Below are 20,430 nucleotides of genomic sequence, written 5' to 3' on the forward strand. Positions count from 1 at the left end.
CTGACGTGCGCCGTCGCCTGGTGATCAGCTATCTGCTGCTGATGGTCCTCGTCCTCATCGCGTTGGAGACCCCACTGGCCGCCACCATGGCCAGCCGGGAGACCGAACGGGTCCGCGCCGACCGGCTCGCCGACGCGACCCGGTTCGCCTCGCTGGCCGGCCCGGCGTTGCGGGACGGCGGGCCCGGCCCGATCGAGTCGGAGCTGACCAGCTACGACGACCTGTACGCGATCACCGCCGCGATCGTCGACCGGGACCGGAACATCCCGGTCTCGTCGCCGAGGTGGCAGGCCAGCCCGGGGACCACGACAGTGCTGGACGTCGCGCTGTCCGGGCAGCAGACCAGCGCCCCCGAGTCGGTCTGGCCCTGGACGACCGACCCGGTGGTGGTGGCGGTACCGATCAACGACGGGGGTGAGGTGCTCGGAGCGGTGGTGATCGTGACCCCGGCCGGCCCGATCCGCCGAGCCGTCGTCGCGTGGTGGCTGCTGCTCGCCCTGGCCGGCCTGCTCGCCGTGCTGGCCTGCGTGCTCACCGCGTTCGGGCTGGCCGGTTGGGTGCTGCGCCCGGTCACCGAACTGGACGCGGTCACCCACGAGATCGCCGAGGGCGACCGGGGCGCCCGGGTGCAGCACCGGTTGGGACCGCCGGAGCTGCGGCGCCTCGCGGCCAGCTTCAACCACATGGCCGACGTGGTCTCCGATGTGATGGACCGCCAGCGTGCCTTCGTCGCGCACGCCAGCCACCAACTGCGCAACCCGCTCACCGCGCTGCGGCTGCGGGTGGAGGAGTTGGGGCCCAGCCTCACCGACCCGGACGGCCGGTCCGAGCACCAGTTGGCCCTGGAGGAGACCGACCGGCTCGCGCTGGTGCTCGACGCGCTGCTGACCCTCGCCCGGGCCGAACGGGAGGAGAACGAGCGCGTCACAGTGGACGCCGCCGCGGTGGCCGCCTCCCGGGTGGCCGCGTGGGCGCCGCTGGCCCGGCACCGGTCGGTCGCGTTGCGGCTGGCCACGACCGACGCCCCGGCGTACGCGCAGACAGTGCCGACCGCCGTCGACCAGGCGTTGGACGCCCTCATCGACAACGCTGTGAAGTTCAGCGGGGCGGGCGGGGCGGTGACGGTGACCGTGGCGCGCCGCGACGGCGGGGTGGCGCTGGAGGTCCGCGACTCCGGCCCCGGCATGACCGAGAGTCAGCTCGGTCAGGCGACCGAGCGGTTCTGGCGGGCCCCGGACGCGCAGAACGTGGAAGGCGCGGGGCTCGGTCTGACCATCGCCGCCGTGCTGGTGGACGCCTCGGACGGGCGGCTCACCATGCGCCCGGGGGAGTCGCGGGGGCTGATCGCCGCCCTGTGGTTCCCGACGCCGACCCTTCCGGTGGAGCCGGCGGAGGAGGAACCGGCCGCTGACCTGCGACCCTCCCCGGCGCGGTGAGGGTCGGCCGTCACGGTTTGGTGGCGCGGTACCAGGACGCGGCGCCGGGGTGCAGCGTCAGCGGCGCGGTGACGATCGCCGAGCGGGGGCTCATCCGTCCCGCCGCCGGATGGGCGGCGGCCAGCTCGGCCCGGCGTTCCATCAGCAGCCGGGTCACGTCACGGACCAACGGCTCCGGCAGGTCGGCCCGGACGATCAGGTAGTTCGGGTCGGCCACTGTGGTTACCGCGTCCACCCCGTACACCGAGCGGGGGATGTCCCGGGAGACGTAGACCTGGCCGTAGCGTGAACGCAGCGGCTCGGTCCACTCGCTGAGGTCCACGATCCGGATGGCGCTGGCGTCCGCCAACTCCTCGATGCCCCGCACCGGCAACCCGCCGGAGAAGAAGAACGCGTCGATCCGTCCGGAGCGCAGCGCCGCCACCGAGTCGTCCAGTCCGAGCCGTTCCCGGCGCACGTCGTCGCCACCGAGGCGGGCCACCTCCAGCAGCCGGGTCGCGGTGATCTCGGTGCCCGAGCCGGCCGCGCCGACGGAGACTCGCCGGCCGCGCAGGTCGGCGACAGTGCGAACCGGGCCGCCGCTCGTGGTGACCAGGTGCAGTTGGTCGTCGTACACCCGGGCGACGGCGTCGACAGTGGGACTTCCCGCCGTGCTGGCGGGCAGTACGTCGGCCTGGGTGAAGCCCAGCTCGGCCCCGCCGGAGCCGACGAGTTGAACGTTCTCCGCCGAGGCGGCGGTGATCACCACGCTGGCCCGCACGTCGGGGAGTTCCCGGTTGAGGATGGCCGCCAGGGACTGCCCGAACGCGTAGTAGACAGCGGTGGGGCTACCGGTGGCGATCCGGATCGACGTCGGGTCGATCGGGGTGTCCCGGCAGCTGGCGACGGCCAGGTTCGCGATCAGCAGCACCGTCGACAGGGCGGCCAGGCCGGCGCGGCGGGACGAGGTACGACTCACGCGGTGCACTGTGCGCCGTCGGGCGGGTGCGCGCAAGCCCGGGTCGGCGATGCGCCGGACGGTCGGAACCCGATCAACACGCCGCGCGAGCTGCCGGTGCCAGGCCCGCGCCCCGCGCTGACGCCGGGGTCACCCCGCGCGCCGTCGCCGTCCCGGGTTCCGCCATCGGGGCGCGTGCCGGCTCCAACGCCGCGCTGCGCAGGATCCGTTGCCGGTCCGGGCCGTCGGCCACGCTGACCAGGAAGCAACCGGTGCCGGGGCGGAGCCGGGCCGGCACGTCGAGCACTGCCGCGCCCCGGATCAGCACAGCGGCCAGCTCCCGGTCGGTGAGCCGCACACCGAGGATGTGCCGCCGGACGTGCCGTCCGGCGGCCAGCAACGCCGAGCGCCAGGCTGCCTCCGCCAGGCGGGTCACCAACCGTCGGCGGGCCGGTGAGGCGCCGGGCAGCGGCCCGCCGAGCAGCTCGCGTCGCCCCTGCCACCAGCCCGCGTCCAACATCCGGGTGTACGCGCCCTGGTGCTCCCGGGGCACCCACAGCCGGTGCAGCTCGTAGCGGCGACGCAGGCCGCCGACGGCCACCTCGTGGGTGACCGGGATGTCCAGCCGGTTGAGCAGTTGCCGCATCCGCTGCGCGGCGTCCTCCCGGTTGAACTCCACCCCGGCGGTGTGCTCGGCGCGTACCGCGCTGGGCCGGGCGGCGGTCGGTGGCGGTGTGCACCGCAGCAGGCAGGCGGCCTCGAACGCGTCGCCCAGCGTCAGCCAGCCCAGCGGGGATGGGGTGGTCGGGGTGTGGGGCCGGTCGAGCAGGGCGGGTTCGTGGGTCAACGGAGGCTCCCTTGTCGGAGTCTGGGTTGCCCTACCGTGGCCCCTGGCACGCCGTTTCGGAACTCCTCCGGCCCAGCCTTGAGCAAATCTTGCGGCTGGGGTGCCGCTAAAGATCGGTGACCACCAGATCCACCTGGCGCACCCGGCCCGCGGCGGTGGCTTGCTCCAGCACTGTGTGCTTCAACTCCCGCAGGGTGCCCACCAGCTCCGCAGCGGTGCGCGGACGAGCGCCGGCGACGAGCAGGTCCCGGACCAGACGCCCCTTTGTCGCCTTGTTGAAGTGGCTGACCACGGAGCGGACCGGCACGCCGTCGACCTCCCGCTCGTGCAGAACCCGCACTGTGACAGTGCGCTCGGCCGCTTCACCGCGCGGCGTCCAGGTGGCCGCGTACGCGCCGGAGCGAAGGTCCAGCACCGGGCCGCGCCCGGCGGCGGCGTCCACCGCCGGCGTCAGCTCCCTGCGCCAGTACGTCGACAGCGCCCCGACGTCGGGCAGGCGGGCGCCGATCGGGCAGCGGTACGGCGGAATCCGGTCGGCCAGTCGGACCGCGCCCCACAGCCCGGAGCTGATCAGGATCGACCGGCGGGCCGCCCGTTGCGCAGTGGGCGGCAACGAGGCCAGGTCCAACGCCTCGTAGAGCACCCCGGTGTAGAGCCGCTCGGCCGGCGCGGTGGCCGCCTCCCGCAGGCGGGCGTTGCGCCGCAGCTCGCCCCGCTGGCCCTCGCTGAGGCCGAGCGCCGCTCGCGCGGCCTCCTCGTCCGGCCCGGCGCACAGCGCCACCAGGGCGTCCAGAACCCGTTGGCGGGCCGGGTTCAGCTCGGGCAGTGAGAGCCGGTCCGGGGCCCAGCGCCGTCCGGTGCCGGCGTCGGCTTTCCCCTCCGAGGGCGGCAACAGGATGAGCATGGGTCTCCTCGACTGGCGAAGCGGCGGCGCCCCACGCGCCGGCCCGGCCAGCGTACGACCAGCCCCTACCGCCAGGGCCGCACCGGGGTGTCGGGGTGGTACACGCGATAGCCGCCGACCTCCCGTACCGGCGCGGCGTCGGCCCGGTCGGCGAGCAGCCTGCGCAACCGCCGGTCCATCGGCGAGTCGATCTCCACCACGTAGCCCGGCCGCTCGGCCCGCCCCACCTGCCGCCAGTACGGCCGGTAGCGGTTCTGCCCCGGCGACAGGTCACCGTCGAGCACCCCGCAGACCACCGACTCATCCGTGTTGAAGATCAACCGGTTGCAGGTCCAGTAGTCCCCGTACACCTCGTGGGGTCCGTCGGCGCGCAGCGCGGCGGCCAACTCCCGGGCCTGGCGCTCCTCGGTCCGCGACGCCGCGGTGCCGGTGGCCGCGAACAGCACGGTGGTCACCAGGGTGATCACTGTCAGCGCGGCCAGTACGGCGGCGGACAGCGCGCCGGTGAACCGCCCCAGCACGCTGCTGGTGCCCCGCCAGGCGGTCAGCGCCGCCACCCAGAGCGGCCAGAGCACCGCCGGCAACGACAGTTGCAGCACCGACAGGTAGCGGGCGTTGTCCAGCGGGCTGGTCGCGGCGAGCGGACTGCGCACGTACGACAGCAGTGTCAACGCCGCGCCGGCGATCAGCGCGAGCTGCACGACCGGCCCGACCCGGTCCCCACGCAGCCCTCCGGCCCCGCGTCCGGCCCGCTCCCCGCGCGGTGCCCGGGCGGCGCGACGGTACGCGAGCACAGCGAGTGCGGCGCCGGCCAGCAGCAGCACCGGGTAGAGCACGCCGAACCACTGTTGCCAGCGTCCGCAGCCGTCCACCGGGCAGAGCCCGTGCGCCAGCGGCACCCCCTCCAGCAGGCCGCCCCGGATCCGGTCGGACCACTGCGGTTGCGGCCCGGCCTTGGTGCTGACCTCCCGGAACACCGACAGCGAGTCCTCACCGGGCCCGGCCCGCAGGTTGTCGACGATCATCGGGGCCACGCCGACGACCACCCCCGCCACCAGCAGCAGACCGGACCATCCGAGCAGCTCTCGCCGTACCGCCCAGACCAGTGCCAACCCGGCCACCGCGAGGTACGGCAGGATCAGCCAGTCCGACCAGACGGCAAGTCCGACGAGCAGCCCGAACAGGCCGATCGCGAGCCGACGGCGGTGCACGGTGCCGGCCGCCAGTCCCACGGTGATCAGCAGCATCAGCAGCACCGCCGGCTTCACCTCCGGCCTCCCGCCGACGACGGTGAGCTGGTCGCGCACCACCCGCTCCGGCCCGAGCGCGAGCAGACCCACCACGAAGGCGGCGAACCAAGGGGTGCCGAGCCGGCGGGTCAGCCGGTGGATCAGGTAGAGGAAGATCGCGTACAGCGCGAGCATCGGCAGGCGCAGCACCGGCCAGCTCGGCCCGGCCAGCGCCACCAGGGGAGCGGCCAGGTACGACTCCAGCATCCCCATGTAGTGCTGGCCGTAGAGAAAGACCGGGTGTTCCCGACCCTGCCCGATGTGCAGGGCCGCGAGGCCGAAGGTCGCCTCGTCGCTGTTCGACACCGGCACCGTGAACAGCGTCAGGACCAGCCGGTAGACGACACCGGCGAGCCCGAACAGCAGCGCGACGAGCGCCGGCCGATCGAGTCGCGGGCGCCGTCGCCCACTGTGCTGCTCTGGATGCGACACGACCAGCGCCCCCGTCGTCGTCCCGACCGGAGTGTTTCACGTTCGGCCGGGTCGCCGAGGTGGATCGGCGCAGCCGGGGTGGGGCCGGACCGACTCCACGGCGGGCGGGCCGCAGCGGCGCGGCCGGGGTCGGCTCGCGTGGCCGTGGCTGTCGACGTGTGGCAGGGTTGGCGCGTGCCACCCACTCCCGCCGGCCAACTGGCCGTTCCGAACCTGCACCGGGCTGCGCGGATCGAGGACGCCGTGCACCAGCTCGTCGAGCGCCGGCTGCGGCGCACCGGCTGGCGGGTCAACATCGTCGCGTACACCGGCTACGGCGCGCCGGGTTGGGTGCGGGTGATGTGTCGGGTGCTGCTGGGCCGTCCGGACACCCGCCAACGGGGTCGGCTGGACAAGGTCCGCGGCTGGCGCAGCTTCACGACGCTGCCGAACAAGCACGTCACGGTGACCATCGAGGCCGGCGGGGTGCGGCACGAGACGCGGGCCGACCGCAGCGGCTTCGTCGACACGCTGGTCGAGGCGGACCTGCCGCCCGGTTGGGGCACGGTCCGGCTCAGTGTCCCGGACGCCGAGCCGGTCGACGCCCCGGTGCGCATCCTCGACCCGGAGGTCAAGTTCGGCATCATCTCCGACATCGACGACACGGTGATGGTGACCGCGCTGCCCCGGCCGCTGCTCGCCGCATGGAACACGTTCGTGCTCGACGAGCACGCCCGCAACGCGGTGCCCGGCATGGCGGTGCTCTACGAGCGGCTGGTCACCGCGCACCCCGGCGCACCGGTCTTCTACCTCTCCACCGGGGCCTGGAACGTGGCGCCCACGCTGACCCGCTTCCTGTCCCGGCACCTCTACCCGGCCGGGCCGCTGCTGCTCACCGACTGGGGCCCGACCGCCGACCGCTGGTTCCGCAGCGGCATGGAACACAAGCGGGTCACCCTCGCGCGGCTGGCGAAGGAGTTCCCCGACGTGCGCTGGCTGCTCGTCGGCGACGACGGCCAGCACGACCAGGAGATCTACCGGGAGTTCGCCGCCGCCCACCCGGAGAACGTCGCCGGGGTGGCGATCCGCAGGCTCTCCCCGACCCAGTCGGTGCTGGCCGGCACCCTGCCCGCCCCAGCCGGCCGCCCGTCGTCGGGGCCGGTGGGGCAGAAGTGGCTGTCCGCCCCCGACGGCGCCGGCCTGTGGCAGTTGCTGCGCGACGCCGGCCTGGTCTGACGGTCCGGCCGCGTCAGCTTCGGCGCAGCCAGATCACGCCCAGTGGCGGGACCTGGAGGGCCGCCGAGGCGACCATCCCGTGCCACGGCACGTCCTCGGCGCGTACCTCGCCCAGGTTGCCCACTCCCGACCCGCCGTAGTGCTGCGCGTCGGTGTTGAGCACCTCCTGCCACGTCCCGCCGGCCGGCAGGCCGATCCGGTAGTCGTGCAGCGGCTGGGCGGAGAAGTTCGCCACGCAGACCAGCGTCGAGCCGTCCGGGGCGATCCGGACGAACGACACTGTGTTGTTGGCGACGTCGTCGCCGGCGATCCAGCGGAACCCGGCCGGTTCGGTGTCCTGTGCCCAGAGCGCCGGGGTGTCCCGGTAGACCCGGTTGAGGTCACCGACGAGTCGTTGCACTCCGGCGCGGGCCGGGTCGTGCAACAGGTACCAGTCGAGGCCGCGTTCCTCGCTCCACTCCCTGTCGTCGGCCAGTTCGGAGCCCATGAAGAGCAGTTGCTTGCCGGGGTGCGCCCACATGTACGCCAGCAGGGCCCGCACGTTCGCCAGCCGCTGCCAGGTGTCGCCGGGCATCTTGCCGGCCAGTGAGCCCTTGCCGTGCACCACCTCGTCGTGGCTGATCGGCAGCACGTAGTTCTCGCTCCAGGCGTACGCCAGGGAGAAGGTGAGCTGGTGGTGGTGGTGCTGGCGGTAGATCGGGTCCTTCGAGGTGTAGAGCAGGGTGTCGTGCATCCAGCCCATGTTCCACTTGAAGCCGAAGCCCAGCCCGCCGTCGGCGGTGGGGCGGGTGACACCCGGCCAGGCGGTGGACTCCTCGGCGATCATGACGACGCCGGCGTGGTGCTTGTAGACGGTCGCGTTCACCTCCTGCATGAACGCGATGGCCTCCAGGTTCTCCCGGCCGCCGTACTTGTTCGGGGCCCACTCACCGTGGTTGCGGGAGTAGTCCAGGTAGAGCATCGAGGCGACAGCGTCGACCCGCAGCCCGTCGATGTGGAACTGGTCGCACCAGTAGAGCGCGTTGGCGACCAGGAAGTTGCGGACCTCGTTGCGGCCGAAGTCGAAGACGTACGTGCCCCAGTCGGGGTGCTCGCCGCGCCGCGGGTCGGGGTGCTCGTAGAGCGGGGTGCCGTCGAAGCGCGCGAGGGCCCACTCGTCCTTGGGGAAGTGCGCGGGCACCCAGTCCAGGAGTACGCCGATGCCGGCGGCGTGCAGTTGGTCGACGAGGTGGCGGAACTCGTCAGGGTCGCCGAACCGGGAGGTCGGCGCGTAGTAGCCGGTGACCTGGTAGCCCCAGGAGCCGCCGAACGGGTGCTCCATCACCGGCAGGAACTCCACGTGCGTGAACCCCAGCTCGGTGACGTACGCGGTGAGTTGTTCGGCCAGTTCGCGGTAGCCCAGGCCGGGCCGCCACGAACCGAGGTGCACCTCGTAGACGCTCATCGGCTCCTGGTGCGGCTGCCGTTCGGCCCGCCGGGCCAGCCAGTCCCCGTCGTTCCACCGGTATGTCGAGTGGTGCACCACCGAGGCGGTGGCCGGCGGCACCTCGGCGTACGCCGCGAGCGGGTCGGCCTTGTCCCGCCACTGCCCGTCGGCGCCCAGCACCCGGTACTTGTAGCGGGCCCCGACCCGGGCGTTGGGGACGAACAGCTCCCACACCCCGCTGGAGCCGAGTGACCGCATCGGCCAGCCGTCGTCGGGGCCCCAGCCGGTGAAGTCGCCGATCACCCGCACCCCACTGGCGTTGGGCGCCCAGACGCTGAACGCCACGCCCTCGTCGAAGACCCGGGCGCCGAGCGCCTCCCACAGCCGCTCGTGCCGGCCCTCGCGGATCAGGTGCAGGTCCAGTTCACCGAGGGTCGGCGGGTAGCGGTACGGGTCGTCGTGGGTGGTGCCGTCGACCTCCACCCGGTAGTCGAGCACAGTGCCGTCGACCTGCGCCTCGAAGACGCCCACGTCGTGCACCCGCTTCATCGGGTACCGCTCGTCGCCGACGAGCAGCGCGACGTCGCCGGCGCCCCGACGCATCGTGCGGATCGTCGTCGAGTCGTCGGCGGGGTGCGCGCCGAGCAGCGCGTGCGGGTCGTGCGTCGCGCCGGAGATCAGCTGGTCCATCGGTCGTCCTTCGGGGCGGGAGCGGTCGGCGCGGAACGGGACGAGCGGGCGGCAGCCGAACGGGCGGCGGACAGCCGGGACGCCACGGTGGCCGGGGTCGTCGCGGCAGCGGTCGTCGTGGCCGCAGTGGTCGTGGCCGCAGTGGTCGTGGTCGTCGCGGCCGGTGTCGTCGCGGCCGCAGTCGTCGTGGCCGGGGTGGCCGGTGTCGTCGTGGCCGGTGTCGTCGGCGCGGTGCCGCCGGAGAGGTCGTCCGGCACCTCGGCGACTGTGAGGTCGGCCGGCTCGGCGCCCGCCGGCTGCGGCGCGGTCGGCGGGGTCGGGCGACGCACTGTCAACACGTGCGCGGGTTGCAGGTACGGGTCGAGCCGTACCGCGTTGCGCTGACCCCAGTCGTAGCTGGTGCCGGTCAGCTCGTCGTGCACGGTGAACCGTTCGTGCCAGTCGAAGCCGAGCGCCGGCATGTCGAGCGTGGTGTTGCCCCACTGCACGACGCGCGGGTCGAACGAGCAGATCACGATGACGGTGTTGCCGGTCTCCGGGTCGTGCTTGGACCAGCAGAGCAACGCCGGGTTGTCGATCTCGTGGAAGCGCAGGTTGCGGAGCTGGTGCAGGGCCGGGTTGTCCCGGCGTACCCGGTTGAGGGTGGCAAGGAACGGCGCCAGCGAGCGGCCCTGCGCCTCGGCGCCGGCCCAGTCCCGCGGTCGCAGCTCGTACTTCTCGTTGTCCAGGTACTCCTCGGCGCCCGGTCGGGCCACGTGCTCGAACAGCTCGTAGCCCGCGTACAGGCCCCAGGAGGGGGAGAGCAGCGCGGCCAGCACCGCCCGGATCTTGAACATCGGCGGGCCGCCGTGCTGCAACGCCTCGTGCAGGATGTCCGGGGTGTTCGGCCAGAAGTTCGGCCGCATGTAGTCGGCCGCCTCGATCAGCTCCTCGCAGTACGCCCGCATCTCGGCGGCCGTCGTGCGCCAGGTGAAATAGGTGTACGACTGGGTGAAGCCGATCTTGCCGAGGCCGTGCATGATGGCGGGCCGGGTGAACGCCTCGGCCAGGAACAACACGTCCTCATCGACCGCCTTCACCTCGGCGATCAGCCAGTGCCAGAAGTCGAACGGCTTGGTGTGCGGGTTGTCCACCCGGAAGATCCGGATGCCCTCGCCGACCCAGTGCAGCACCACCCGCAGCACCTCGGCCCGGATGCCCTCCGGGTCGTTGTCGAAGTTGACCGGGTAGATGTCCTGGTACTTCTTCGGCGGGTTCTCCGCGTACGCGATGCTGCCGTCGGCCCGGGTGGTGAACCATTCCGGGTGCTCGGTGACCCACGGGTGGTCCGGCGCGCACTGCAACGCCAGGTCCATCGCCACTTCCAGGCCCTGTGCCGCCGCCGCCTGGATGAAGGCCCGGAAGTCCGCCAGCGTACCCAGATCGGGGTGGATGGTGTCGTGGCCGCCCTCGGCGGCCCCGATCGCCCACGGCGAGCCTACGTCGGTCGGCCCGGCGGTGAGCGCGTTGTTCGGACCCTTGCGGTTGACCCGGCCGATCGGGTGGATCGGCGGCAGGTAGAGCACGTCGAAGCCCATCGCGGCAACCCCGGGCAGCCGCTCGGTGGCGGTCGCGAAGGTGCCGGACCGGCCGCCCACCGCTCCCTCGGAGCGGGGGAAGAACTCGTACCAGGCCGAGTAGAGCGCCCGCTTGCGGTCCACCCAGATCGAGTACGTGTCACCGGCGGTGACCAGTTCCCGTACCGGGTGCTCCCAGAGCAGGTCGGCCAGGGCCAGTGCCGGGTCGACCCGCTGCGCCAGCGGCAGGTCGGTGTCGACAAGAGCGGTGAGCGCGTCGGCGACCCGGGGCCGGTCGGCGGTCGGGACGAGACCCCGGGCGGCGGCGAGCACCCGCGCGCCATCGGCCAGGTCGTTTGCCAGGTCCTCCGGCCCCTGCCCGGCGGCGATCTTCTTGGTCACCGCGTTCTGCCAGGTCAGGTACGGGTCCTGGAACGCCTCCACGGTGAAGGTCCACGAGCCGACGGCGTCCGGTGCGATGGTGGCGTGCCAGCGGTCCTGGCCGGGCTCGCCGGGGCGCATCCGGGTGAACGGCCGGCTCGCGCCGTCCGGACCAGCCCACACCACGTTGCAGCCCAGCGCGTCGTGCCCCTCCCGGTAGGCGCGTGCCGACACCGGAACGGGCTCGTCGACCACCGCCTTGGCCGGGTATCGCCCGCACGAGACGACGGGGGAGACGTCTTCGATCGGGAACCGTCCAGTCACCCCGCCAACCTACTGCGCGAGATCCGTTCGCGCGCGGCCAAGCCTGCCGGTCCGCCCCGCACGTTGGGCCGCGGGCCAAGATCCACACGACTTCCTTGAAAGCGCGGTGTCGACGCGGCCCGGATGCGGCGGTTTCCTGAAACCCGAGTGACCCAGGAGGTGACGTAGCCTCTCGCCATGATCGAACGGGTGAGGGTCGCGGTTGTCGGGGTCGGTAACAACACGTCGGCACTGGTGCAGGGGCTCGCGCTCTACCGCGAGAGCGGCAGCCTGGTCGGAATCCGCAGGCCGACGATCGACGGGCTCGGGGTGGGTGACATCGACGTCGTCGCGGCCTTCGCCACCTCCAAGGAGAAGATCGGCAGGGACCTGACCGAGGCGATCTTCCTGCCGCCCAACAACTTCCCCCGGCTCAACTGCGACCTGCCCAGAGCGGGTGTGCCGGTCACGAAGGGCCTCGTCGACGCGACCGAGGTGCAGCGGGTGGCAGCGGCGCTGGCCGGGGCTGAGGTGCTGCTCTACTCGGCACCGAGTGGTCGGCCGGAGACCGCCCGGGCGTACGCCGTGGCGGCGCACACAGCGGGTGTCGCCTTCATCAACACCACCGCCGACCCCGTCGCCCGCGATCCACAGCTGCTGGATACCTTCGAAGCTGCCGGTCTGCCACTGCTCGGCGACGACCTGGCCAGCCAGTTCGGCACCTCGGTGGTGCACAACATGTTGCTGCGGCTGCTGGAGGAGCGGGGCCTCACGCTGATCAGCTCCTACCAGGTCAATCTGGGCGGCACCGAAGACTTCCGCAACCTGGTCGAGAACCCCGACTCCAAGAAGCAGTCGAAGCTCAACGCGCTGTCGGGGGCTGACCGCGTCGAGGTGGCTCCGCTCGGCTACCTCCCGCATCTCGCGTCGCAGAAGGTGGCTCACCTCAACATCGAGGCGCAGGGCTGGGGCGAGACAGCGGTGAGCCTCGACGTGAAACTGAAGGTGCACGATCCCAGCGGCGCCGCGGGGGTCAACATCGACCTCATCCGTCTCGCCGCCAGCGCGCTACGGAACGGACGTGGTGGTCACTGCGCCGAGGCGACCTCGTTGCTGAAATCTCCACCTGGAACGGCGATCTGAGCGGGCCCACCGCGCGGCGTCATCACCAGGACCGCGCGGGCGGGGTGTCGACCGTACGGGTGAGGGCCTCTCGACCCGGGGCGGCGGCGGGGGCTGGCGGTGAGTGAATGGGCGAATGACAATCCTCGCGATCGTCGTCGGCGGTGGTATCGGCGCTACCCTGCGTTACCTGCTGGGGCTCGGCCTCGCGCCGGCCACGCCACCGCACTTCCCCTGGGTCACCTTCGTGATCAACATGGTGGGCGCCTTCGCGCTCGGCGCCGTGATGACGCTGCTGGCGGCACACCGGCTGCCCGGCCCGTGGGGCAAGCCGTTTCTGTCGACCGGGCTCATCGGCGGGTTCACCACCTGGTCGCACTTCATCGTCGAGAGCGATCAGCTGATCGGGGCACGGCGCAGTGGGATCGGCATCGCCTATCTCGTGGTGTCCATCGTCGGTGGAGTGCTCGCGGCGGCGCTCGGGGCTCGCCTCGCGGAACTGCGGGTGGGGCATCCGGCGGGACGGGGCGCCTGATGTGGGTGGGCATCGGGGTGTTCCTGGCCGGCGGGCTCGGGGCGCTGAGCCGCGCCGGCGTCGATGCGTTGGTGAAGCCGTGGTGGAGTAGACGGGCCACCGGACCCAGCAAGGCGTTCCCGGCGAGCACCTTCCTGATCAACGTTTCGGGCGCCTTCGTGCTCGGCATCGTCACCGGCTACGCCGTGAAGAACGTCGCTGGGGGAGCGCAGGACTTCGCCTCGATCGTCGGGGTCGGCTTCCTGGGCGCCTACACGACGTTCTCCACGGAGGAGTGGCACTCCCTGGGACTGTTGCGGAAGAATGCCGCCGTCGAGGCGTTCAACGTGCTCGGCAGCCTCGGTGCGAGCCTCGTGCTGGCCGCGCTCGGCCTGTGGATCGGCAGCCTGCTCTAGCCCGCCAAGCCTGACTACCGCAGCGCGCTCGGGTCAGTGAACGAGACCACCGCACGGGGCGCCGGGGCACCCGACAAGAGGCGGCCGTGTGCCCCGGCAGAAAGGCGGCGTGCGCCCCGTGCGGGGGACGCATCGTCACCTTCCGATCTTGTCCAGGTCGGCGAGGTCCTCGTCGGAGAGCGACAGCCCCGCGCCGGCGACGTTCTCGCGCAGGTGCGCGACTGACGACGTACCCGGAATGAGCAGGATGTTCGGCGAGCGCCGCAGCAGCCAGGCCAGGGCGACCGACATCGGCGTCGCGGCCAACCTGGCGGCCACGGCCGACAGGGCCGCGGACTGGAGCGGGCTGAAGCCGCCGAGCGGGAAGTAGGGCACGTAGGCGATGCCCTGTTCGGCGAGCGTGTCGATCAGCTCGTCGTCTTGGCGGAAGGCCAGGTTGTACATGTTCTGCACGCACACGATCGGCGCGATCGCCTGCGCCTCGGCGATCTGCTGCGCCGTCGCGGTGCTCACGCCGAGGTGCCGGATCAGGCCCTGCCGCTGGAGGTCGACGAGCGTCTCGAACGGTTCGGCGAGCGAGCCGGGTTGCGGGCCTTCGGCGTTGCCGAGCCGCAGGTTGACCAGGTCGAGAACCTCGACGCCGAGGTTCTCCAGGTTCTCGTGGACCGCCCGGCGCAGGTCGTCGGGCTTGCGGGCGGGGGGCCAGCCGCCCTGCTGGTCGCGGGTGGCGCCGACCTTGGTGACGATGTGCAGCGATTCGGGGTACGGGTGCAGAGCCTCCCGGATCAGCCTGTTGGTGATGCGTGGCCCGTAGGCGTCGCTGGTGTCGATGTGGGTGATGCCGAGTTCGACGACCTCGCGCAGGACGGCGAGCGCGCCGTCGTGGTCGGCGGGCGGCCCCATGACCCGCGGGCCGGCGAGCTGCATGGCGCCGTAGCCGAAGCGGGTGACGGTCAGATCGCCGAGCATCCAGGTGCCGCCGGGAAGGGAAGCGCTGCTGGCAAGGGAAGCGCTGCCGGCAAGGGTACGGGCGTCGTCTGGATGGGACGTGGAGCGCATGTGCAGACCTCGGATTTCAGTGGAGTGCGGCGCGATCGGTGCCGCGCAGTTACCTGCTTCACTCTGGTCGGGTAACTTCCTGTTGGGAAGTAGGCACCTCAAAGTGCGTAACACACCGACAGGTGGGGGAGTGGCGCGGATGGCGACGACGACGGCGGCCCAGCAGAGAGCACAGACCAGGGCGGAGTACGACGTATTCCTGGCCGAGTGCCCCAGCCGCAAACTGCTCGACCGGATCTCCGACAAGTGGGTCACGTTGATCCTGGCCGCGCTGGGCAGCGACGGCTCCCACCGGTTCGGCGCCGACTGCGCCGGAGAACCCCGCCCGCTGCGCTACTCCGAGCTGTCGCGCCTTCTGGCCGGCGTCAGCCAGAAAATGCTCACCCAGACGCTGCGCTCCCTGGAACGCGACGGCCTGATCACGCGCACGGCGACGGCGACTGTGCCCGTCACGGTCACCTACGAGCTGACCGACCTCGGCCTCTCGCTGCACCACATGATCCGAGGCCTCAAGGGCTGGGCCGAGACGCACATGGACGAGGTGCTCGACAACCGGGCGACGTACGACACCCGAGCCTCCGCGGGATGACCGGGGCGGGTCAGCCCGCCGCGCCGACCGAGCGGTACACGTCCAGGGTCTGCCGGGCGATCGCGTCCCAGGAGAAGTGCTCCACCGCCCGCCGCCGGCCGGCCAGGCCGAACCTCTCGGTGCGCGCCGGGTCGGCGAGCAGCGTGTTGATCGCGGCCGCCAGGTCGGCCACGAAGCGGTCCGGGTCCAGTGGGGTGCCGGAGCCGTCGGTGGCCTGCGCGATCGGCACCAGCAGGCCGGTCTCGTCGTCGGCCACCACCTCGGGGATGCCGCCGGTCGCGGTCGCCACCACCGCCGTCTCGCAGGCCATCGCCTCCAGGTTGACGATGCCCATCGGCTCGTAGACCGACGGGCAGGCAAAGACTGTGGCGTGGGTGAGCACCTGGATCACGTCGGGCTTGGGCAGCATCTCGGCCACCCAGACCACCCCGGAACGGTTGGCCCGCAGCTCGGCCACCAGCTCCTCGACCTCGGCGGCGATCTCGGCCGTGTCCGGCGCGCCGGCGAGCAGCACCAGTTGGGTGTCCGCCGGCAACTCCCGGGCGGCGCGCAGCAGATAGGGCAGACCCTTCTGCCGAGTGATCCTTCCCACGTAGACGACGCTGGGGCGGGACGGGTCGATGCCGAGCCGGGCGAGCACGTCGGTGCCGGGGTCCGGGGCGTACTGGACGGTGTCGATGCCGTTGTAGACCACCCGGACCCGGTCCGGGTCGATCTGCGGGTACGCGGTCAGCACGTCGTTGCGCATCCCCCCGCTGACCGCGATGATCGCGTCGGCCGACTCGTACGCGGTGCGCTCGATCCAGGAGGAGAGCGCGTAACCGCCGCCGAGCTGCTCGGCCTTCCACGGCCGCAGCGGCTCCAGGCTGTGCGCGGTCACCACGTGCGGCACCCCGTGCAGCAGCTTCGCGGTGTGGCCGGCCAGGTTCGCGTACCAGGTGTGGCTGTGCACCACGTCGGTGCCGGCCACGCCGGCGGCCATCTCCAGGTCCACGCCCATCGTGCTCAGCGCGGCGTTCGCGCCGGTGAGGCCCGGCGGTTCGGCGTACGCGGTGACGCCCGGCTCGGTGCGCGGCAGGCCGAAGCAGTGCACCCGTACGTCGGCGAGGCCGCGCAACTCCCGAGCCAGGTACTCGACGTGCACGCCCGCGCCGCCGTAGACCTCCGGTGGGTACTCGCGGGTGAGCAGATCGACGCGCAGGGATCCGGTGGCCGGGGAGGAGTCGGTCATGTGCGCACCCTAGTGCAGAAGACTCCCCGTACGAGTGGTGAAGTGGGACGCGGGTGGATAGCGTCGGGGCATGGCTGCCAAGGTGCTCGCGATCGTCCTGGCGGGTGGGGAGGGCAAGCGCCTGATGCCACTCACCACGGATCGGGCCAAGCCGGCCGTCCCGTTCGGCGGGATGTACCGCATGGTCGACTTCGTCCTCTCCAACCTGGCCAACGCCGGCTATCTCAAGATCGTCGTGCTGACCCAGTACAAGTCCCACTCCCTCGACCGACACATCACCAAGACCTGGCGGATGTCCACGCTGCTCGGCAACTACGTCACCCCGGTGCCGGCGCAGCAGCGTCGTGGCCCGTGGTGGTTCGCCGGCTCGGCCGACGCCATCTACCAGAGCTTCAACCTGATCAACGACGAGCAGCCCGACTACGTGATCGTCTTCGGCGCCGACCACATCTACCGGATGGACCCGCGGCAGATGGTGGAGGACCACATCGCCTCCGGCGCGGCGGTGACGGTGGCCGGCATCCGTCAGCCGCTGTCGATGGCCGACCAGTTCGGCGTCATCGAGGTGGGCGAGGACGGCAAGCGGATCCGGGCGTTCCGCGAGAAGCCCACCGACGCTGTCGGTCTGCCCGACGCGCCGGAGGAGATCTACGCCTCGATGGGCAACTACGTCTTCACCACCCGGGCGCTCTGTGAGGCGGTCGAGCGCGACGCCGCCGACAAGTCCAGCAAGCACGACATGGGCGGCAGCATCATCCCGATGCTCGTCGAACGCGGCGAGGCCAACGTCTACGACTTCCGCGACAACGAGGTGCCGGGCAGCACCGACCGTGACCGCGGCTACTGGCGGGACGTGGGAACGCTGGACTCGTTCTACGACGCGCACATGGATCTGATCAACGTGCACCCCGTCTTCAACATGTACAACTTCGACTGGCCGATCTACACGGAGCAGCCGCCGTGGCCGCCGGCGAAGTTCGTGCACCAGTGGGGTGAGCGGATCGGCCGGGCGGTCGGCTCGATGGTTTCCCCTGGTGTGGTGATCTCCGGCTCGTTGGTGGAGAACTCGATCGTCTCGCCGAAGGTGAGGGTGCACTCCTGGGCGCACGTCGAGGGCTCGGTGCTGATGGAGGGTGTGGAGATCGGCCGGCACGCTGTGGTCCGGCGGGCCATTCTGGACAAGAACGTGTTCGTCCCGGAGGGCGTCGAGATCGGCGTCGACCTGGAGAAGGACCGGCAGCGTTACACCGTTTCCGACAACGGCATCGTGGTGATCGGCAAGGGCCAGAAGGTCGTGCCGTGACCGACAGGCACTCCCCGAGGAGGATCCCGCAGTGACCCACCCCCGTGCCGGCCAGCCCGCCGAGCCCGCCGACCTGGTCGACGTGCCGCGCCTGGTGACCGCCTACTACGCCGAGCATCCGGATCCCGCGGACCCGGCCCAGCAGGTCTCCTTCGGCACCTCCGGCCACCGCGGCTCCAGCCTGCGCAACGCGTTCAACTCCGACCACATCCTGGCGGTCACCCAGGCGCTCTGCGACTACCGGCGCGAGCAGGGGTTGGACGGGCCGCTCTTCCTCGCCCGGGACACCCATGCGCTCTCCGCGCCGGCCGCTGTGGACGCCCTGGAGGTGCTCGCCGCAAACGGGGTCACCGTGCTGGTGGACAGCCGCGACGGTTACACCCCGACCCCGGCGCTGTCGCACGCGATCCTCACGCACAACCGTGGGCGGACCAGCGGGCTCGCCGACGGCATCGTCATCACCCCGTCGCACAACCCGCCCGACGACGGCGGTTTCAAGTACAACCCCACAAACGGCGGGCCGGCCGACACCGACGTGACCCGGTGGATCCAGGACCGGGCCAACGCCATCCTCGCCGCAGGGCTCAAGGAGGTCCGCCGGATCACCTACGCGCGAGCGCGGGCCGCCGACACCACAGGGGAGTACGACTTCCTCGCCAACTACGTCGACGACCTGCCGGCGGCGATCGACATCGACGCGATCCGCGCTGCGGGGATCCGCATCGGCGCGGACCCGTTGGGCGGGGCGAGCGTGGCGTACTGGGGTGAGATCGCCGAGCGGCACCGCCTGGATCTGACAGTGGTCAACCCGACTGTCGACCCGACCTGGCGGTTCATGACCCTGGACGGCGACGGCAAGATCCGGATGGACTGCTCCTCGCCGAACGCGATGGCATCGCTGATCGCCGCGCGGGCCGACTACCAGATCTCCACCGGCAACGACGCCGACGCCGACCGGCACGGAATCGTCACCCCGGACGCCGGGCTGATGAACCCCAACCACTACCTGGCGGTGGCGATTCGTCACCTGTTCCGCACCCGCACCGAGTGGGGGCCGGACGCGGCGGTGGGCAAGACACTGGTCTCCTCGTCGATGATCGACCGGGTCGCCGCCGACCTGGGTCGGCCGCTGCTGGAGGTGCCGGTCGGCTTCAAGTGGTTCGTCCCCGGCCTGCTCGACGGGGCGGTCGGCTTCGGTGGCGAGGAGAGCGCCGGGGCGTCGTTCCTGCGGCGCGACGGCTCGACCTGGACCACCGACAAGGACGGCCTGCTGCTCTGCCTGCTCGCCGCCGAGATCCAGGCCACCACCGGCCGTAGCCCGAGCGAGCACTGGGCGGAGTTGGCCGAGCGTTTCGGCGCGCCCGCGTATGCCCGGATCGACGCTCCGGCCACCCGGGAGCAGAAGGCAGTGCTCGGCAAGCTCTCCCCGGAGCAGGTCACCGCCACCGAGCTTGCCGGTGAGCCGATCACCGCGACGCTGACCACCGCCCCCGGTAACGGCGCGGCGATCGGCGGCCTCAAGGTCAGCACCGAGTCCGGCTGGTTCGCCGCCCGTCCGTCCGGCACCGAGGACGTCTACAAGATCTACGCCGAGTCCTTCCAGGGCCCCGACCACCTCAAGCAGATCCAGGAAGAAGCCAAAACCCTGGTGGACCAAGCCCTAACCCAGGCCTAACCCCACCCACCACCCCCCACGCACCCCTCCACCCGTCCGTTGATCAAGAGGTTTGCGTCATGCCGACCGGCGTGTCGTGACGCAAACCTCTTGATCAACGGCGCCGGGGGCGGGGGTGGGGGGTCAGCAGGGTGGGGGGTCAGCAGGGTGGGGGGTCGGCGGGTGGAGGTAGTTGTTGGCCGCGTCGGCGCAGCTCTTCGGGGAGCAGTTCGCGGAGTTGCTCGGGGAGGAACGGCAGGTCGAGCAGCGTCATCTTCAACTGGTTGCGCTCCTGGTAGCGCAACGGGTCGAAGCGGACCACCAGACCGGCATCCCGGCGGTACGAGATGTCCACCGTCCCCTCCGTGGCCGCGTCGCGGAACACCAACCCGTCCATCTCCACGACCACCGGCGACGAGTTGGGCTGCAGCTCCAACCGGATCTTCTCGTCCGGGGAGAGCACCACCGCCCGGGAGATGCCGGCCATCGGCGCGGCCGGCGTGATCACCACCGAGTCCGCCGCCGGGGAGATCAGTGGACCACCGGCGGCGTAGCTGTACGCCGTCGAGCCGATCGGAGTGCTGACCACCACGGCGTCGCTGCGGTAGTAGCCGTACTGCTGGCCGTCGATGGCGAGCGTGACGCTGACGAAGCCGGCGCCCGGCTGACGAACCAACGCGATGTCGTTGAACGCCACCACGTCGTCGCCGCAGACGTCGCAGGCGAGGCAGGCGTGCGACTCGATGGTGAAATCCTTCGACAGCAGCCGGCTCAGCGCTTCGGGCAACTCCGGCGGCTCGACTTCGACGAGAAACCCCAGACGACCCAGGTGTACGCCGAGTACCGGCTTGGGGTCGCCGATGGCGGAGCGCAGCGCACCCAGCATGGTGCCGTCACCGCCGATGCTGATCAACGCGTCGGCGCGGGTCGCGACCTCACCCGCCGGCACCGGCTCGACGCCGGACGGGACACGGTGCTGGTCCTCCTCGCGCACCATCAGCGTCTTGTGGTGACGCGTCGCCCACCGCTCGATGATCCCGACCACCTCGGTGACATCCCGGGTGGGGTGCAGCACAAGTCCCAGCCCCGACACCCGTACAGCTCACCACATCGGCGGCGACCGTAC

General features: G+C 71.6%; 16 protein-coding genes and 1 pseudogene. 8 read left to right on the forward strand and 9 right to left on the reverse strand.

The features are described 5' to 3' along the window. Positions 1–5: 5 nt before the first annotated feature. Positions 6–1,436, forward strand: coding sequence for a HAMP domain-containing sensor histidine kinase (locus AB0K35_RS17930; protein ID WP_238669354.1), 1,431 nt, complete (start codon positions 6–8; stop codon positions 1,434–1,436). Between the two features lie 10 nt (positions 1,437–1,446). Here AB0K35_RS17930 and AB0K35_RS17935 read toward each other — a convergent pair whose 3' ends face one another. The 4 genes from AB0K35_RS17935 to AB0K35_RS17950 all read right to left on the reverse strand — a co-directional run bounded on the left by AB0K35_RS17935 (position 1,447) and on the right by AB0K35_RS17950 (position 5,845). Then, positions 1,447–2,403 (reverse strand): TAXI family TRAP transporter solute-binding subunit, encoded by a 957-nt coding sequence (locus AB0K35_RS17935; RefSeq protein ID WP_238669355.1) that lies wholly within the window; start codon positions 2,401–2,403, stop codon positions 1,447–1,449. 64 nt (positions 2,404–2,467) lie between these two features. Then, positions 2,468–3,220, reverse strand: a complete 753-nt coding sequence (locus tag AB0K35_RS17940; protein ID WP_238669356.1) for a hypothetical protein — start codon at positions 3,218–3,220, stop codon at positions 2,468–2,470. A 106-nt stretch (positions 3,221–3,326) separates the two neighbouring features. Next, the gene (gene yaaA, locus AB0K35_RS17945; protein WP_238669357.1) at positions 3,327–4,124 is read right to left on the reverse strand and encodes a peroxide stress protein YaaA; all 798 of its coding nucleotides are present in this window, start codon (positions 4,122–4,124) and stop codon (positions 3,327–3,329) included. A 65-nt stretch (positions 4,125–4,189) separates the two neighbouring features. Further along, a complete protein-coding gene (locus AB0K35_RS17950) occupies positions 4,190–5,845 on the reverse strand; it encodes a hypothetical protein (RefSeq protein ID WP_363886332.1) in 1,656 nt (551 codons plus the stop codon). Positions 5,846–6,019: 174 nt separating this feature from the next. Between AB0K35_RS17950 and AB0K35_RS17955 the strand changes: the two genes are divergently transcribed. Further along, a complete protein-coding gene (locus AB0K35_RS17955) occupies positions 6,020–7,060 on the forward strand; it encodes a phosphatase domain-containing protein (RefSeq protein ID WP_238669359.1) in 1,041 nt (346 codons plus the stop codon). Positions 7,061–7,073: 13 nt separating this feature from the next. Here the strand turns inward: AB0K35_RS17955 and glgB are convergent, their stop codons facing one another. Together glgB and AB0K35_RS17965 are read right to left on the reverse strand one after the other, a co-directional pair. Beyond that, the gene (glgB, locus tag AB0K35_RS17960) at positions 7,074–9,176 is read right to left on the reverse strand and encodes a 1,4-alpha-glucan branching protein GlgB (protein ID WP_363886335.1); all 2,103 of its coding nucleotides are present in this window, start codon (positions 9,174–9,176) and stop codon (positions 7,074–7,076) included. Between the two features lie 212 nt (positions 9,177–9,388). Further along, positions 9,389–11,437, reverse strand: a pseudogene (locus AB0K35_RS17965) (maltotransferase domain-containing protein); the annotation flags it as partial. A gap of 177 nt (positions 11,438–11,614) precedes the next feature. On the opposite strand from AB0K35_RS17965, the gene AB0K35_RS17970 reads away from it, so the two are divergent. From AB0K35_RS17970 to AB0K35_RS17980, 3 genes are all read left to right on the forward strand, one after another. After that, positions 11,615–12,559, forward strand: coding sequence for an inositol-3-phosphate synthase (locus AB0K35_RS17970; RefSeq protein WP_363886337.1), 945 nt, complete (start codon positions 11,615–11,617; stop codon positions 12,557–12,559). Between the two features lie 115 nt (positions 12,560–12,674). Continuing rightward, positions 12,675–13,073 (forward strand): CrcB family protein, encoded by a 399-nt coding sequence (locus AB0K35_RS17975; protein WP_363886340.1) that lies wholly within the window; start codon positions 12,675–12,677, stop codon positions 13,071–13,073. Further along, complete coding sequence (locus tag AB0K35_RS17980; protein WP_238669364.1) at positions 13,073–13,468, forward strand: CrcB family protein; 396 nt, start codon at positions 13,073–13,075, stop codon at positions 13,466–13,468. Before AB0K35_RS17975 ends, AB0K35_RS17980 begins: the two co-directional genes overlap by 1 nt. Before the next feature lie 135 nt (positions 13,469–13,603). On the opposite strand, the gene AB0K35_RS17985 is transcribed toward AB0K35_RS17980, so the two are convergent. Further along, positions 13,604–14,527 (reverse strand): aldo/keto reductase family oxidoreductase, encoded by a 924-nt coding sequence (locus AB0K35_RS17985; protein WP_363886343.1) that lies wholly within the window; start codon positions 14,525–14,527, stop codon positions 13,604–13,606. 139 nt (positions 14,528–14,666) lie between these two features. Between AB0K35_RS17985 and AB0K35_RS17990 the strand changes: the two genes are divergently transcribed. After that, positions 14,667–15,116: a helix-turn-helix domain-containing protein gene (locus AB0K35_RS17990; protein ID WP_238669365.1), complete on the forward strand. Its 450-nt coding sequence runs from the start codon at positions 14,667–14,669 to the stop codon at positions 15,114–15,116. Between the two features lie 10 nt (positions 15,117–15,126). Here the strand turns inward: AB0K35_RS17990 and glgA are convergent, their stop codons facing one another. Further along, positions 15,127–16,347 carry a glycogen synthase gene (gene glgA / locus AB0K35_RS17995; RefSeq protein WP_363886346.1) on the reverse strand — a complete coding sequence of 407 codons (1,221 nt, stop codon included), beginning with the start codon at positions 16,345–16,347 and terminating at the stop codon, positions 15,127–15,129. 70 nt (positions 16,348–16,417) lie between these two features. On the opposite strand from glgA, the gene glgC reads away from it, so the two are divergent. Both glgC and pgm read left to right on the forward strand, forming a co-directional pair. After that, positions 16,418–17,650, forward strand: coding sequence for a glucose-1-phosphate adenylyltransferase (glgC, locus tag AB0K35_RS18000; protein WP_363886349.1), 1,233 nt, complete (start codon positions 16,418–16,420; stop codon positions 17,648–17,650). A gap of 31 nt (positions 17,651–17,681) precedes the next feature. After that, positions 17,682–19,325: a phosphoglucomutase (alpha-D-glucose-1,6-bisphosphate-dependent) gene (gene pgm, locus AB0K35_RS18005; RefSeq protein ID WP_238669368.1), complete on the forward strand. Its 1,644-nt coding sequence runs from the start codon at positions 17,682–17,684 to the stop codon at positions 19,323–19,325. A 139-nt stretch (positions 19,326–19,464) separates the two neighbouring features. On the opposite strand, the gene AB0K35_RS18010 is transcribed toward pgm, so the two are convergent. Continuing rightward, positions 19,465–20,397, reverse strand: coding sequence for an NAD(+)/NADH kinase (locus AB0K35_RS18010; protein WP_238669369.1), 933 nt, complete (start codon positions 20,395–20,397; stop codon positions 19,465–19,467). Positions 20,398–20,430 lie beyond the last annotated feature (33 nt).

The sequence above is a fragment of the Micromonospora sp. NPDC053740 genome, from assembly GCF_040677775.1.
Taxonomy (GTDB): domain Bacteria; phylum Actinomycetota; class Actinomycetes; order Mycobacteriales; family Micromonosporaceae; genus Micromonospora; species Micromonospora alfalfae.